The following is a 14891-nucleotide window of genomic DNA, read 5'->3' as shown; positions in this document are numbered from 1 at the left end:
GGATTCCGGTCCGGGGCGGGGCGGTGTTCTGTTGCTGTTCCGGCCGGTGTCCTATTTAATGAATGAACGTGCATTTATTAAGTGAGGGAGGAGTCTCCGTGGCCGGACGTCCCCGTGGCGTGGACGACGCCGCGATCCTGCGCGCGACCGGCGAGGTCGTAGGACGCGTCGGACCCGCCGGGCTCACGCTCGCGGCGGTGGCCCGCGAGGTGGGCCTCGTGCCGGGCACGCTCATGCAGCGCTTCGGGTCCAAGCGCGGTCTGCTGCTGGTGTTCGCCGAGCGGGCCGCCGAGAGCGCGGAGGCCGAGGCCCGTACGGCGCCGGAGCGGCTGCGCCGCGCGCACGGTTCCGCGCTCGCCGCGCTGACGGCGCTGCTGGTGGAGTCGATGGAGCCGATGACGACTCCGGAGACGTACGCCAACCATCTGGCGTTCCTCTGTCTGGACCTCGGCGAGCCGGAGTTCCACGCGCATGCCCTCACCGTCCACCGGGCCGAACGGCGGGCCGTCGAGGAACTGCTGACCGCCGCCGTCGCGGCGGGGGAGCTGAGGGCCGGGACGGACGTCGGGCCGCTGGCCCGTTCCGTACAGGCGATGGCCGGCGGCGCCGGGCTGATCTGGGCACTCGACCGTGAGGGCACGCTCGCGCGGCGGATGCGGCAGGAGATCGGCGAGGTGCTGGCCCGGCACCTGGTCCGGCCTGTGGAACTGCCCGCGGATCTGCCCGTTGACCTGCCCGCGGATGTGCCCGTTGGCGTGCTCGTACCCGCTGATCAGGAGGAATCATGAAGGAGGCGGCTGAGGCGTCCCGCCCGCTGGCCGGCAAGGTCGCGCTCGTCGCGGGCGGCACCCGGGGCGGCGGGCGCGGCATCGCGGTCGAACTCGGCGCGGCCGGCGCGACGGTGTACGTCACCGGCCGCAGCAGCTCCGCCGGGCGCTCCGACCTGGACCGCCCCGAGACCGTCGAGGGGACGGCCGATCTGGTGACCGCCGCCGGCGGGCACGGCATCGCCGTCCGTACGGACCACAGCAGTCCCGACGACGTACGCGCCCTGGTCGACCGGATCGCCGCCGAGCAGGACGGGCGGCTGGACATCCTCGTCAACTCCGTCTGGGGCGGGGACCCGTTGACCGACTGGGAGCACCCGCTGTGGGAGCAGGACCTGGACGCCGGGTTCCGGCTGCTGCGGCAGGCGGTCGACACGCATGTGATCACCAGCCGTTACGCGCTGCCGCTGCTGGTCGCCCGCCGGAGCGGGCTGGTCGTGGAGGTGACGGACGGGAACACCGCCCGCTACCGGGGGACCTTCTTCTACGACCTCGTGAAGTCCTCGGTGATCCGCCTCGCGGTCGCGCAGGCGGCCGAGTTGAAGCCGTACGGCGTCGCCGCCGTCGCGATCACGCCCGGCTTTCTGCGCTCCGAGGCGATGCTGGAGGGCTTCGGCGTCACCGAGGAGACCTGGCGGGACGCGGTGGCCCAGGACCCGAACTTCGCCCACTCCGAGAGCCCGGCGTATCTGGGGCGCGCGGTCGCCGCGCTGGCCGCCGACCCGGACATCATGGCCAAGTCGGGGCGGGCGCTGGCCACATGGGGGCTGTACGAGGAGTACGGCTTCACGGACGCGGACGGTACGCGGCCGGACTTCGCCGCGCACTGGGCGAAGTCGCTGGTCGCGGAGTTCGGGCCGCTCGGCGATCCGCTGTAGCGCTGTAGTAGGGACGGGGGCGGGCGCGGGTGCGGGTCAGGCGCGGAGGCGGGCCGCCCGCATCATCAAGTAGCGGGTCTCCGGCACGCTGAGTGTCCGTTCGGCCGCCAACTGGTATGCGGCCAGGGCGCCTTCGGTGTCACCCGCCTTCTCCAGCAGATGGGCCCGCACCGCGTCGAGCCGGTGGTGCCCGGCCAACTCCTTCTCCAGACTTTCGAGTTCCGCGAGTCCGGCCTCCGGGCCGTGCGCCATCGCCACGGCCACCGCCCTGCTCAGCTCGGCCATCGGCTCGGGCCCGGGAGCGCGGCGTAGCAACTCGTCGTAAAGAGCCACGATCTGGAGCCAGTCGGTGTCCTCGGCGCTCGCCGCCTCGTCGTGCAGCGCGGCGATCGCGGCCTGCAACTGGTAGGCACCGGCGGGTCCTTGGGACAGCGCCTCCTCGACCAGCGCCGTACCTTCGTCGATCGCGGCGCGGTCCCAGCGGGCGCGGTCCTGTTCGTCCAGCGGGATGAGTTCACCGTGCGGTCCCGTGCGGGCCGCGCTTCGCGCCTCCGTGAGGAGCATCAGCGCGAGCAGACCCGTCACGGCGCCCTCCGTCGGCAGCAGCCGCCGTACGGCCCGGGTCAGCCGGATCGCCTCGTACGCGAGGTCCGCGCGCCGCAACTCGCTGCCGGACGTGGCCGTGTAGCCCTCGTTGAAGATCAGGTAGAGCACCTGGAGCACGGTGGCGAGCCTGCGGTCGCGGTCCTCGGGCCCCGGCTGCAGGAAGGGCACGCCCTTGACCTTCTGCTTCGCCCTGCTGATGCGCTGCGCCATCGTCGCCTCGGGCACCAGATGCGCGCGGGCGATCTCGGCGGTGGTCAGACCGCCGACGGCGCGCAGGGTGAGCGCGGTCCGCCCGGCGGCGGGCAGTTCGGGGTGGCAGCAGAGGAAGAGCAGGGTGAGGGTGTCGTCCTCCGAGGGGGCGCGGCTCTCACCGGGCGGCGGCGCGGTGAAGGCGTCCCTGGGGGTGAGCGCGGCGGCGCTCTCCTCGCGTCTGCGCCGCGCCTCTTCGCTGCGGAACTGGTCGACGAGCCGGCGGGAGGCGGTTCGGATCAGCCAGCCGCGGGGGTTGTCGGGCGGGCCGTCGGCCGGCCACTGCTGGGCGGCGGCGATGAGCGCTTCCTGTACGGCGTCCTCGGCGAGGTCGAAGTGGCCGTACCGGCGGACGAGCGCGCCGAGGACCTGCGGCGCGTGCAGGCGCAGCAGGTCCTCGGTCGTGGTGGGGCCGGTCGGTCGGCCCCTGCCCTCGTGCGCGGCGTCGTTCGTGGCGTCGTCCGTGGCGTCACTCGGTCCGTCGTTCGTGCCGTCTTTCACACCGCGTATTACACCCCGTCGGAGCGGGGCGCGCACGGTGTCTCAGGCGTCGATCTCCGGGCCCTCCTGGATGGGCCGGATGACGACCGGGTAGGACGGGACGCCCTCGGGCTGGGGGCAGGCCGCGACGCGTGCGGCGATCTCGGTGACCCGCTCCAGGCTCGCGCAGTCGAGCACCCAGTAGCCGGCCAGCAGCTCCTTCGTCTCACCGTACGGGCCGTCCGTGATCACCGGCTTGCCGTCCTTGTCCGCGCCGACGAAGCGCGTCTGCGAGGGCGCGCTCAGACCCTGCGCGTCGATCAGCTCACCGGACTCGGCGAGGTCGTCGTTGACCGCTCCCATGAAGGCGAACATCGCTTGCATGTCCTTCTCGTTCCAGGCCGCGCTGTGCTCGGACGGCTTGCCGTTCATCGCGTCGTAGTCGGCCTGCGAACCCTGAACCATCACCAGGTACTTCATGATGTCGCTCCCTTTGCTGTGCCGTGCTGTCACCCCTCGTGGGCAACTCTCACAGGGGACGTCGGAGCCGATGACGGCTTCTCGACAGCTCGCGGGACTTTTCTTTCGAATCACTCCGTCGGCCCCGGGGAGCGGCGCAGCGGTCGTGATCGTAGCGGTCGTACGCGTGGGGCGCGTAGCGATGTTACGGAAAGGGGTAGCGATGCTACTTCGAACATGTTAGCGTTGTTGTTGTCGGGAAGGCGAACACCGCTATCCAGGGAGCAGTGTCATGAGTGAGCAGCCGAGCACAGCGCGTCGAGCAGTGATCGTCACCGGCGGGTCCCGCGGGATCGGCCGGGAGAGCGCGGAGCGCCTGGCGGCGGACGGGCACGCCGTCGTCGTCAACTACGCGGGCAATCGGACCGAGGCGGAGGCGACGGTGGCCGCCATCACCGAAGCGGGCGGGACGGCCATGGCCTTCCGCGCCGATGTCGCCGACGAGGTCGCGGTGTCGGCCCTCTTCGACGCGACGGAGGAAGCCTTCGGCGGGGTGGACGTCCTCGTGCACGCGGCGGGTGTCATGTCGGTGACGCCGCTGGTCGACACCGAACTGGACGCGCTGGACCGTATGCACCGCACCAACATCCGCGGCACGTTCGTGGTCGACCAGCAGGCCGCGCGCAGGTTGCGGAGCGGCGGGGCGATCATCAACTTCTCCAGCTCGGTGCTGGGTCTGGCCTTCCCGGGATACACGGCGTACGCGGCCAGCAAGGGCGCGGTCGAGGCGATGACGCTGATCCTGGCGAGGGAGCTGCGCGGACGGGACATCACGGTCAACGCGGTGGCGCCCGGACCGACCGCCACCGCCCTGTTCCTGGACGGCAAGGACGAGGAGACCATCTCGAACCTGGCCGCCCAGGCCCCGCTGGAGCGGCTCGGCCGCCCCGAGGACATCGCCGAGGTCGTCTCCTTCCTCGCCGGACCGGCCCGCTGGGTCAACGGCCAGGTCCTGCGTGCCAACGGCGGCATCATCTGACGCCCCCGCCCGCTGAACCTTTGATCCTTCCGTTGATTCTTCCGATCGATCGAGAAGTGGAGTTCCGTCATGGGTGACATCCCGAAAACCATTGTGATCACGGGCGCCGGGTCCGGCTTCGGGGCGCTCGCCGCACGTTCTCTCGCCCGCGTGGGGCACACCGTCTACGCCGCGATGCGCGACACCACGGGCCGTAACGCCGACCGGGTCGCCGAGGCGCGGGCGTACGCCACCGAGCACGGAGTGGACCTCCGTACGGTGGAGCTGGACGTGCTGTCCCAGGAGTCGGCAGACGCCGCCACAGCCACGGTGCTGGCCGAGGCCGGCGGGCTCGACGTGATCGTGCACAACGCGGGGCACATGGTCACCGGGCCCACCGAGGCGTTCACGCCGGAGGAGCTGATGGCCGTCTACGACACGAACGTGCTCGGCACCCAGCGCGTCAACAGGGCCGTGCTGCCCCATCTGCGCGCCCAGGGGCACGGGTTGGTCCTGTGGATAGGGTCCACGTCCAGCCGTGGCGGCACCCCGCCCTATCTCGCGCCGTACTTCGCCGCGAAGGCCGCCATGGACTCCCTCGCCGTCTCGTACGCGGCCGAGCTGGCCCGCTTCGGCATCGAGACCAGCATCGTGGTGCCCGGCTCCTTCACCTCGGGCACCAACCACTTCATCACCGGCGGCCACCCGGCCGAGCAGAACGTCGTCCCCGCATACGAGGAGCGGTACGCCGGTCTCATGGACCAGGTCGCGCGGCGCCTGGCCGACCTCGCGCCGGCCGACGCAGACGTGTCCCAGGTCGCCGACGCCGTCGTCGCCGTGGTGGACGCCCCGTACGGCAGACGGCCGTTCCGGGTCCATGTGGACCCCGCGAACGACGGCTCGGAAGAGGTCAGCCGGGTCGCGGACCGAATACGGGCCGAGTTCCTCACCCGTATCGGCCTGGGCGATCTCCTCGCTCCTCGTGCCGCCACGGATTCGGCCACTGGTCCTGCTGCCCCGGCCGCTCCTCGTGCGTAACAGCGCTACGGGGCCCTTGATACGGTCGTCCGCGATGAGCACACGCGCGCGGATCCTGGAAGTCGCGGCCCGGCTGGTCGCCGAGTCGCCCAACGGGGACGTCTCCACCCGGGCCGTGTGCGACGCCGCGCAGGTGGGTGCCCCGGCGCTCTACCGGCACTTCGGGGACAAGGAGGGGCTGCTGTCCGCCGTCGTGGACTACGGCTTCGACAAGTACCTGGAGACCAAGCGGCAGCGCGCTCCGGAGGACGATCCGATAGAGGATCTGCGCAAGGGCTGGGACAGCCATGTGGAGTTCGCGCTGGACAACCCGAATCTGTACCGGCTGATGTACTCCCCCGCGATGCGCACGCCCCCGGCGGCGGCGCTGGAGTCCCACGAGATCCTCACCAGGGATCTGCGGCGGGCCGCGGCGGACGGCAAGTTGCGGCTGGCGCCCGAGGCGGCTGCCCAGGTCGTCATGTCGGCCAACGTCGGGGTGGCGCTGATGCTCGTCGCCCGTCCCGCGACCTTCACCGACACGGACACCTCCCGGCGGGTTCGCGACGCCGTGCATGCCACCGTCTTCACCCCGGACGTGGCGGCGGAGGACGGTACGGGCACGCGGGCCGCGACCAGGACACAACTGCCCGCGGCGGCGGCCCAGTTGAACGTCCTGCTGGGGCGGTCCGCGGAGTCGGGGCTCAGCACGGCCGAAGTGGCCCTGATGACGGAATGGCTGCGTCGGCTCTCCACGACGTCCACGACGTCTACGGCATCCCACACCTCCACGGCGTCCGAGGACGACGCGTAGCCGCTGTCAGGTGGGGAGATCCGCGCAGGTGTCCGACGCGGGGAGTTCGTCCGCGAGGAATACCGTCTGGGCCATCATCCTGAATCCGGACATCTTTTCGCGGAATGTCTCGACGGACTCCTCGGGGTGCACGGAATCGATCACCGCGTGCTCGCCGACGGCGTTGAACTGGTGGCTCACCCCGCGCGGGATCTGCATGTCCACGAAGGAGCACGGCGGCACCACCAGGTTGTAGCGGGTCCGCTCCACACCCGGCGGGGTGTCGGGCAGTTCGTCCTCGAAGGACCGCAAGGAGAAGGGAGTCACCCCGGCGACGCCGGTGATCTCGAACGGGGAGAGGCTGCTCACCCGGATCCGCGTGTCCGGGCCCGTCATCATCCGCACGAATCGCAGACCGGTGTGCAGATGCATACGGGAGCAGACGCCGCGCTCCTCCACATTGTAGAAATCCATCAGATAGCGATCGGCGAAGAAATCGTCGAAGGGCGCTTCGAGCATATAGACGTCACCCTCCTCGAAAGTCTGGAAACGGGTTATCCCATCCTGGTTCTGGGTAGTGGCTGATTCGCTTCTCTTCGCGTCTCTCACCACCTTCGTGAAGGCGTTCACCACGGCCAGGGCGATGTCTTCGGGGAGTTGCAGGACAGGCGTGACGACATTCCTTGCCGCATCCGTGAATTCGGCGACGTCGTGGACCTCGTTCTCCGCGTTCGCCTCGTGTTTCATTCTTGTATGGGAATTGGACATGTGAATCAAGCTCCGTCGTCTAGGATCTGTCCGGTCGACATAACGAAACCACGCGCTTGTCGGGGCAGTTGGAGGGGGCCGCTGTGATCTGCCCGCACTGTGAGAAGAGCCTTCGCCACCGGGAGCGAGGGGGCAGGACCTGCTCGGTCTGCAAGCGCACCTTCGCGCTCGAACCGAAGGACAACACGTTCCGCCTGCACGACGTCCGGATGCGCAAGCTCATCGAGAAACTCGGCAACGGCGAGGGCCTGCGCTACACACCCACCCAGCTCTGGTACGCCGCCGCGCGCAACCACACACCCACCCAGGTCGTGGCGTACGGATGCATCGCCACCTTCCTCGTCGTCCTGACGGCTTTCCTCATGGTGGTGATCAGCGGCAGCTCCGGGTTCGATCCGGACGTGGTGCGCCCCGTCGTCGTGGTGGGCGTGGTGTTCCTGACGCTGGGTCTCCTGCTGGCGGCTCGCGGTTCCCGTCGCGCGAAGCGGACCGGCACGGTAGAGGTGCCGATGTCGACCGAGGTCTTCCGGTCCACGGTCATCGACCGCTGGGTCGCCGTCTACGGCGGGCCGCCGACCGGGCTGACGGACAAGGGACACGCCCAGTACCCGGTGATCCCCGGTGCCGGCGGGCAGGGACCGAGGCTGGCCCTCCTCTGCCCCGACCGCACCGTGCTCGCCTGCCTCACGCTGAACCGGGCACACAAGACGCACTCGCTCGCGCTGATGGAGTCGGTCGACCAGCTCCGGACCATATCCACCGGCCCGACCCGGCCCGGTGAAGCGGGAGTTGTGGGGATCGTGCTGCATGACGCCAGCCCGGCGGGGCTCGCCTTCGCGTCCAGGGCCAGGGCCGCGCTCGGTGGCCGGGTGGTGGTCGCCGGGATGCTGCCGCGCACGGTGATGGACAAGAAGAACGCCATACGGCTGCGGAAGCCGCTGGATCCCGGGGACCTGGAAGCGATACGTACGTCGTCCTCGGCGCTGACCGCCGAGGAGGCCGACTGGCTGACCCGTGGCTGGTGGTCCCCGCTCGCGGCCGTACCGCCTGCGAAGCTGCTGGCCGTGGTCGCGCGGGCGGTGGACCGGGCGGAGGGGCTGGCCGACCCGGACCGGGGCCGGGCGCAGCAGGTCGGATTCCTCACCTGGCCGACGGCGTCATGAAGGACGCGATCCTCGACCGCGTGCTCCGGACGGCGGCGGAGAACGCCGCCGCGCCCGGTCGACTCCGCTTCACCGAGCGGCAGTTGTACTACGAGGTGTGCCGGGTGTTGATGCCGTGGCACCGGGCGCCCCGGCGGGCGCACTTCACCTCCGCCCCCGCGCTGACGTACGACGCGTACCTGACCGCGCTGCGGCGCCACGGTCCCGGCCCGGTGGACGGCCTGCTGCCGCCCATAGTGCCGAGTCCCCGGCAGACGGCCGGACGGCACACCCCGGAGCCCGACCTGTTCGACTACGGGCTGCCGAGAGTGCTGGTGTGCGAGTCCGACGACATCGCGGCCATGCTGCGGGCCAACGGGGTGCCGATGGAGTCGGCGTGCCCGGTGTACGGATCATCCGAACTGCCCCTCGATCAGGGGGTGTTGAGGATGCTGGCGCTGGCGGAGCGGGCGACCGTCTATCTCCTGCACGACGCGAGCGCGCGGGGACTCACCTTTCCCGCGCGGTTCGCCCGGTCCGTCGAGGTACCGGACGGGGTCCGGGTCGTCCCGCTGGGGCTGCGGCCCCGGCAGGCGGGGGCGCTGCATCTGGTGCACGGGCGTGGCCCGGCGTACGCGGCCGTTCCGACGGCCTTTCCCGTCACCGGTCCCGGTCAGGGGCTCGATCCCGGTCCCGGTCAGGTGCTCCGGCAGGGGCTCGGTCAGGGTCCGGGCGCAGGTTCCGTTCTCGATCAGGGGCTCGCGTTCCAGCTCGGTCGTTGGGAGCGCGACTGGCTGCGGCGCGGCAGATTCGTGGAGGTCGCCGCCGTGAACCCGGCGTCACTGCTCCGTACGGTGCACCGTCTCGTACGGGAAGTACGCACGCCGCGTTCGCAGTTGACCGAGCTTCGTCAGGTACGTCGGTCAGGTTTCCTGAGCTGGCCCACCGCATGAGAGGAACCGCAGTGCCGCAGCCGCAGAGGCGGGAGATCACCTACACCGACGAACTGCTCGCCGACCACACGGTCCACCGGCGCTACTCGGACGGCGGCCAGGAGTGGCGCAGCGCGGTGGACGGTGCTCGGGGCGGCCGCGTCGTGCGGTGGCGGGACGAGCGCGGTGGCTCGGGCACCGACGAGCTGCTGGGACGGCGCATCGTCAAACGCGTGTACGCCGACGGGCGCCGGCCCCTCTACGGCAGGGAGGCCGGCTACGGCCGGACGCTGTGGAGCGACGGGGTGCTGACGGTGAACCGGACGTCGTTCGGCGGCCGGCTGGGCACCGTCCTGGGAGCGGTGACCGCCGGCGCCGTCGTCGGCGCGGCGCTGACCATGCCGCCCCCCTTCCTCTCCCCGGAAGAGGAGGAGGAACTGCGCCGGCAGGCCGAGGCGAGCGCGTCGGGCGGCGACGGTGGCGGCGGAGGAGGGGGCGACGGCGGCTACGGGGACTGGGGCGACGGTTCCGGCTCCGGTGACACCGACGACGACTTCGGCTGAGCCGGGGGTGTGCCGGCCCCTCGGGGCCGACGGGCCTACAGGCCGCAGGAGTTGAGAAGCAGAGAGAAGAAGAGAAAGAAGAGAAGAAGGGGGATGCGATGTCCCGCTGGTGTGCGTGTCTGACCGCCGACGACCCGGCCGGGCAGGTGGCGGCCATGGGCGGCCGTCCCGTGCGGACGCGGGACGGCCGTCATGCGCTCGGCCTGCTCGACGGGCCCGGCGCGGCGTCGGGGCCGTACCGGGTGGGCGACGTGTACGCGATCGGCGAGGTCACGCTCCACAACGCGCCGGAACTCCGCTCCCGGCTCGGCGCGGACGGCACGGGCGGCGCCCCGGCCGACTGCTCCGACGGTGAACTGCTCCTGCGCGCGTACGTCAGGTTCGGCACCGCCGGGCTGGCCGCCGCCGACGGCATGTTCGCCCTCGCCATCGCCGAACGGGACGAACTCGTCCTCGTACGGGACCACATGGGCGCCCGCACCCTCTTCCACGCCCGCGCCGGTACGGGCGACCGGGCCGCGTGGGCCGCCTCGACCTCGCTGCGGGCGCTCCAGCGCTGGCCCGCGCTGGCCACCGGGCTGCATCTGCCGGCGGTCCGGTCGTTCCTCACCTTCGCGTATCTGCCCGGCAGGGAGACCCTGTTGCGCGGCATCCACGAGGTGCGGCCGGGGCGGTGCGTACGGCTGAAGCCGGACGGCTCGTCGGTGGAGGAGACGTACTGGGAGCCGGCCGAGGTCACCGACGAGCGCCCGGCGGCCGAACACGCCCGGGAACTGCGCGAGTTGCTGGAGTCCGCCACGGCGCGGCGGCTGCCGACGGCCGAACCGGTCGGCGTCCTGCTCTCCGGCGGTGTGGACAGCAGCCTGGTCACCGCGCTCGCCGCCAAGCTGCACGACCAGGCCGTCCGGTCGTACTCGATCAGCTTCGGCGGCGACGCCCCGAACGAACTCGCCTACTCCGGGCTGGTCGCCGCCCACTGCCACACCGAGCACCAGGTCCTCACCGTGCCCGGCGAGGCGGTCGCGGCCCGGCTGCCGGAGACCGTCGCGCTGCTGGACAGCCCGGTCGGCGATCCGCTCACCGTGCCCAACCTGATGCTCGCCGAGGCGGTCGCGGCGGACGGCATGAGCGTGGTGCTCAACGGGGAGGGCGGCGACCCGGTCTTCGGCGGCCCCAAGAACCTGCCGATGCTCATCCACGAACTGCACCGCGACGAGGCGGGTGTGGACTCGCGGGCGCGGGCCTACGTCGACTCGTACCGCAAGTGCCACGGCGACCTGCCGGTGCTGCTGACGCCCGGTGTGCTGGCAGAACTGGCGGACGCGCCGCCCGTGACGGAGCTGCTGGCGCCGTATCTGAGTCAGGGGCGGATGACGAGCCTGCTCAACCAGTTGCTCCACACCAATCTGCGCACCAAGGGCGCCCACCACATCCTCACCAAGGTGGAGCGCATCACCGCGTCCCAGGGGCTGGAGGGCCGCGCCCCGCTGTTCGACCGCGCGGTCGTGGACCACGCGTTCCGGGTGCCGCCCCGGCTGAAGCTCGCCGGGACGAGCGAGAAGTGGATCCTCAAGGAGGCGGTACGGGACCTGCTGCCGCCGACGATCGTGGACCGGCCCAAGAGCGGAATGCGGGTACCGGTCCAGCAGTGGCTGGACGGGCCGCTGCGCGAGCTGGGCCACGACCTGCTGCTCGGCAGTTCGGCGCGGGCCCGTGGCCTGTTCCGTGAGGACACGATCCGGTCGTGGCTACGGAGGGAGGGGACGCTGCTGCCGCGCCAGGGAGGCAAGTTGTGGCTGGTCCTCACGTTGGAGCTGTGGCTGCGTTCGTTCGAGGTCGGGGCCTGAGCGGCCGGGGAGTCGGGGCCCGAGCGGCCACGCGGTCGGGGCTTGAGAGATCTCTCCTGACGAGAACTGGGCCGTGGCTCCCGTGCGTCCCACTCGATACGCTCGCAAATGGACGGGGGAATTCACGTTGAGTGACGGAGTCAGGCGGTTACGGGGCGGTGTCGCCGCTCTCGCGGTGGGGGCGCTGCTGGCGGGGTGCTCGGGGAGCGGTGACGCCGCCGACCCGGACCCGACGAAAGCCGGCCCGACGAAGCCCGGCGCGACGAAGCCCGGGCCGAGCAAGGCCGGGCCGAGCAAGGCCGGGTCGAGCAAGGCCGGGTCGACCGGGCCGGGCGCGGAGGCCAGGGGCGACGGGGGACCGGCGCAGACTCCGTCGGCCGGCAGCGGGCTGGGCTGGGTCCCCGACGAGAACCGGCTGCCCCGGACCCGCGCCCAGGCCCTGCGGCTGGCCCGCGAGGTCGCAGCCGAGCCCGGCCGTTGGGGGAGCGGTTACGTCAAGCGGAGCCCGTACGAGAGCGACCCCGACTCCCTGGCCGTCCTCGACGGGGACTGTGTCTGGCAGCGCGAGCCGCTGCCGCCCTCCGTACTGACCAGCTTCACCCGCTACAGCGAACTGCCCGCGAAGGGCGGCAAGGGCCCGATCCGGATGGCCGCCACCGTCGTCGTGCACCGCGAAGCCGCCGACGCGGAGTGGGAGATGGCCCGCACGCTCGAAGAGGCGCTGCGCTGCCCCGAGCAGCGGCTCAGCAACGACGAGCGGATCACCGGACTGCTGTCGGCGGGTCTGCCGCTCGGTGCCGGGAATCTCTCCAGCGACGACGTGATCTCCGAGCACGGCGAGTACCGCAGCGACGAACTCGGCGGCCCGCACTACTACGTATGGGGCCAGAACCGCCTCAGCCGGATCACGGTCTCGGTGGTCGGCAAGGGCTCCGAGGGCCGGACGCGGGACGAGATCGACACCGCCGTCTTCGAGGGAACGGGCGCCATGCTCGTCGACGTCCAGGCCGAACTGGAGGCTTCGGAATGAGCGAGCCCCTGCTGCCCACCGACCCCGCGTCGATCGGCGGCCACCGGTTGCTGGCCCGCCTCGGCGCCGGTGGCATGGGTGTGGTCTATCTGGGCCGTACGGAGACGGGGGCGCTGGCCGCCGTCAAGGTCATCCAGGCCGAGTACGCGGACGACCCCGGCTTCCGCGCCCGCTTCCGCCGCGAGGTCGACCTGGCCCGCCGGGTGTCCAGCCCGTGGGCGGTGCCGGTCACCGGCGCGGCGACGGCCGCGGCGGAGCCCTGGCTGGCCACCGCGTTCGTGCCCGGCCCGTCGCTGGGCGAGGCGGTCACCGCGCACGGACCGCTTCCCGTGCGCAGTGTGCGGGCCCTCGCCAGGATGCTCGCCGGGGCACTGGGCGCGGTCCACGGCGCGGGACTGGTGCACCGTGACGTCAAGCCGGGCAATGTCCTGCTCGCCGTGGACGGTCCGCGCCTGATCGACTTCGGCATCGCGCGCGCCACCGACGAGACCGCGCTCACCTCACCCGGCCTGGTCGTCGGCACGCCCGGCTTCCTCGCGCCCGAGCAGGCCGAGGCGCGGGGCGCGGAGGTGGGGCCCGCGAGCGACGTGTTCTCGCTGGGCTGTCTGCTGGCGTACGCGCTGACGGGTCGGCCCCCGTTCGGCGGCGGTACGGCGGACGTGCTGCTCTACCGCACGGTGCACGACGAGCCGGACATCGGGGGAGCGTGGGGGGACGGCGACCCCGGGCTGCGCCAACTCCTGCTCTCCTGCCTGGCGAAGGACCCGGCGGACCGGCCCACCGCCGAGCGGATCGGCGCGCGGCTTGTCGAGGGCGCGGGGCCCGTCGGCGCCCTGGCCGGCGATCCGGCCGACTGGCTGCCCGAGGACGTCGTACGGGGCATCGCCGACCGCGCGGCGGAGATGCTGGCGCTGCCCGACATCGAGCCGACGGTCGCGGACGGGACGACCCCGGACACCGGCGAGCCGGGCCAGGAGCGGGACCAGGAGCCGGACCAAGAGCCGGAGACGGCCGGCCGTGAGGAGCGTCAACCACCCTCCCGCCGACGCCTGTTGGTGCTCTCCGGCGCCGCGCTCGTCGCCGTCGCGGGCGGCGGCGGGGCCTGGGCCGTCCTGCGGGACGACGACTCCCGTACGGACGAGGACTCCGGCCCGCGCTGGACCATCGGCATCCAGGCGGACCTCTCGGGCGCGGGCAAGGCGGCCGGCCGGGCGCAGGAGCAGGGCGCGCGGCTGGCGATCGAGCAGTACAACGCCCGAAAGCCCGGCAAGGACAGCGATCCCGGCCAGGGCAGACCCTTCGCGCTCGCGCTGAAGACCGCCGACGACGGCGGCAGCGCCCAACGGGCCCCCGCCGCAGCCAAGAAGCTGATCGAGGACCCCGACGTACTGGCCGTGCTCGGCCCCACCACCGACGTGACGGCGGAGCAGGTCGTCGGCGCGTACGACGAGAGCCTGCTGCCGCTGCTGACCCTCTCGGCCGGCGGCATGATGATGACGTCAGGGAAGCCCCGGTCGCTCGTGCACTGCCGGCCGGGCGACGCCGCGCTGTCCATCCCGATCGCCGTCCACCTCGCCCAACTGGCCGCGAAGGACAAGGAGATGGGGCGGCCCGGACTGCTTCAGGACCGTACGGCGCAGACGTACGCCTGGGAGTCCGCCACCATCACCTCCCTCCTGTTGCGCGACTCCGGCACGCCGGCCTACCCGCGCGTGATCCCGGCGAACGTCGAGGACCTGAAGCCCGTCGTCACCGACATCCTGAAGGCCGGTACGGGCTCCTTCGTCTACGCCGGGTACGCGCCGGGCGCGGCGAAGGTGGCGCGGGAATTGACGGCGGCCGGCTTCGACGGGCCCAGACTCGCGCCGCAGGCCGTGCTCACTCCCGAGTTCCTGGAGCTGGCGGGCGACGCGGCCGAGGGCTGGCTGCTGACCTCCTCCTTCGTCTCCGCCGCCGACACCCCGAAGGCGGCGGACTTCAGCGCCGCCTTCCGCGCGCGCTTCGGCACCGCCCCGCCGTACTACGCGGCCGAGGCGTACGACGCCGTCAACCTCGTCGTCCGGGAACTGGTGAAGGGCGCGAAAAGCGTGCGGGGCGTGCGGACTCCGCCGAAGCGGGCCGAGTTGGTGGGTCTGCTGCGCGAGAGCACGTACGAGGGGATCACGAAGACGTTCGCGTTCGATCCGAAGGAGGGCACCTTCGCCGGTCGGGGCGTGTTCCTCTACGAGGTCAAGGACGGGGCGTTCCGCTTCCTCGGCCCTGCCCCCACCGGCGCGTAACGC

At 71.8% G+C, this 14891-nt stretch carries 14 protein-coding genes; 11 read left to right on the top strand and 3 right to left on the bottom strand.

From position 1 onward, the window contains the following. The first annotated feature begins 98 nt into the window (after nt 1-98). Nucleotides 99-788 carry a TetR/AcrR family transcriptional regulator gene (locus tag ACFUN8_RS02600; protein WP_383630378.1) on the top strand — a complete coding sequence of 230 codons (690 nt, stop codon included), beginning with the start codon at nt 99-101 and terminating at the stop codon, nt 786-788. Then, nucleotides 785-1705 carry an SDR family oxidoreductase gene (locus tag ACFUN8_RS02595; protein ID WP_383630376.1) on the top strand — a complete coding sequence of 307 codons (921 nt, stop codon included), beginning with the start codon at nt 785-787 and terminating at the stop codon, nt 1703-1705. The genes ACFUN8_RS02600 and ACFUN8_RS02595 overlap by 4 nt, the downstream gene beginning before the upstream one ends. Nucleotides 1706-1741: 36 nt before the next feature. Here ACFUN8_RS02595 and ACFUN8_RS02590 read toward each other — a convergent pair whose 3' ends face one another. Both ACFUN8_RS02590 and ACFUN8_RS02585 read right to left on the bottom strand, forming a co-directional pair. Beyond that, nucleotides 1742-2953, bottom strand: coding sequence for an RNA polymerase sigma factor (locus ACFUN8_RS02590; RefSeq protein ID WP_383630554.1), 1212 nt, complete (start codon nt 2951-2953; stop codon nt 1742-1744). Nucleotides 2954-3103: 150 nt separating this feature from the next. After that, nucleotides 3104-3520: a YciI family protein gene (locus tag ACFUN8_RS02585; RefSeq protein ID WP_383630374.1), complete on the bottom strand. Its 417-nt coding sequence runs from the start codon at nt 3518-3520 to the stop codon at nt 3104-3106. Nucleotides 3521-3791: 271 nt separating this feature from the next. On the opposite strand from ACFUN8_RS02585, the gene ACFUN8_RS02580 reads away from it, so the two are divergent. The 3 genes from ACFUN8_RS02580 (at nt 3792) to ACFUN8_RS02570 (ending at nt 6348) form a co-directional block, all read left to right on the top strand. Then, entirely contained in the window at nt 3792-4538 is a 747-nt protein-coding gene (locus ACFUN8_RS02580) for an SDR family oxidoreductase (RefSeq protein WP_383630372.1), read from the top strand. A 69-nt stretch (nt 4539-4607) separates the two neighbouring features. Beyond that, entirely contained in the window at nt 4608-5555 is a 948-nt protein-coding gene (locus ACFUN8_RS02575) for an SDR family oxidoreductase (protein ID WP_383630370.1), read from the top strand. Nucleotides 5556-5589: 34 nt separating this feature from the next. After that, nucleotides 5590-6348 carry a TetR/AcrR family transcriptional regulator gene (locus tag ACFUN8_RS02570; RefSeq protein ID WP_383630368.1) on the top strand — a complete coding sequence of 253 codons (759 nt, stop codon included), beginning with the start codon at nt 5590-5592 and terminating at the stop codon, nt 6346-6348. 6 nt (nt 6349-6354) lie between these two features. Here the strand turns inward: ACFUN8_RS02570 and ACFUN8_RS02565 are convergent, their stop codons facing one another. Beyond that, nucleotides 6355-7074, bottom strand: a complete 720-nt coding sequence (locus ACFUN8_RS02565) for a hypothetical protein (RefSeq protein WP_383630366.1) — start codon at nt 7072-7074, stop codon at nt 6355-6357. A gap of 104 nt (nt 7075-7178) precedes the next feature. On the opposite strand from ACFUN8_RS02565, the gene ACFUN8_RS02560 reads away from it, so the two are divergent. From ACFUN8_RS02560 to ACFUN8_RS02535, 6 genes are all read left to right on the top strand, one after another. Beyond that, complete coding sequence (locus tag ACFUN8_RS02560) at nt 7179-8258, top strand: hypothetical protein (protein WP_383630364.1); 1080 nt, start codon at nt 7179-7181, stop codon at nt 8256-8258. Beyond that, nucleotides 8255-9190 (top strand): hypothetical protein, encoded by a 936-nt coding sequence (locus ACFUN8_RS02555; protein WP_383630362.1) that lies wholly within the window; start codon nt 8255-8257, stop codon nt 9188-9190. The genes ACFUN8_RS02560 and ACFUN8_RS02555 overlap by 4 nt, the downstream gene beginning before the upstream one ends. Before the next feature lie 11 nt (nt 9191-9201). Beyond that, the gene (locus ACFUN8_RS02550; RefSeq protein ID WP_383630360.1) at nt 9202-9732 is read left to right on the top strand and encodes a hypothetical protein; all 531 of its coding nucleotides are present in this window, start codon (nt 9202-9204) and stop codon (nt 9730-9732) included. A 98-nt stretch (nt 9733-9830) separates the two neighbouring features. Further along, nucleotides 9831-11579: an asparagine synthetase B family protein gene (locus ACFUN8_RS02545; protein WP_383630358.1), complete on the top strand. Its 1749-nt coding sequence runs from the start codon at nt 9831-9833 to the stop codon at nt 11577-11579. Nucleotides 11580-11706: 127 nt separating this feature from the next. Next, a complete protein-coding gene (locus ACFUN8_RS02540; protein ID WP_383630356.1) occupies nt 11707-12609 on the top strand; it encodes a hypothetical protein in 903 nt (300 codons plus the stop codon). Continuing rightward, nucleotides 12606-14888 (top strand): bifunctional serine/threonine-protein kinase/ABC transporter substrate-binding protein, encoded by a 2283-nt coding sequence (locus ACFUN8_RS02535; protein WP_383630354.1) that lies wholly within the window; start codon nt 12606-12608, stop codon nt 14886-14888. The genes ACFUN8_RS02540 and ACFUN8_RS02535 overlap by 4 nt, the downstream gene beginning before the upstream one ends. Nucleotides 14889-14891: the final 3 nt, after the last annotated feature.

The organism is Streptomyces sp. NPDC057307 (genome assembly GCF_042667665.1).
Classification (GTDB): domain Bacteria; phylum Actinomycetota; class Actinomycetes; order Streptomycetales; family Streptomycetaceae; genus Streptomyces.
This window is presented reverse-complemented; position numbering and strand designations above follow the sequence as displayed.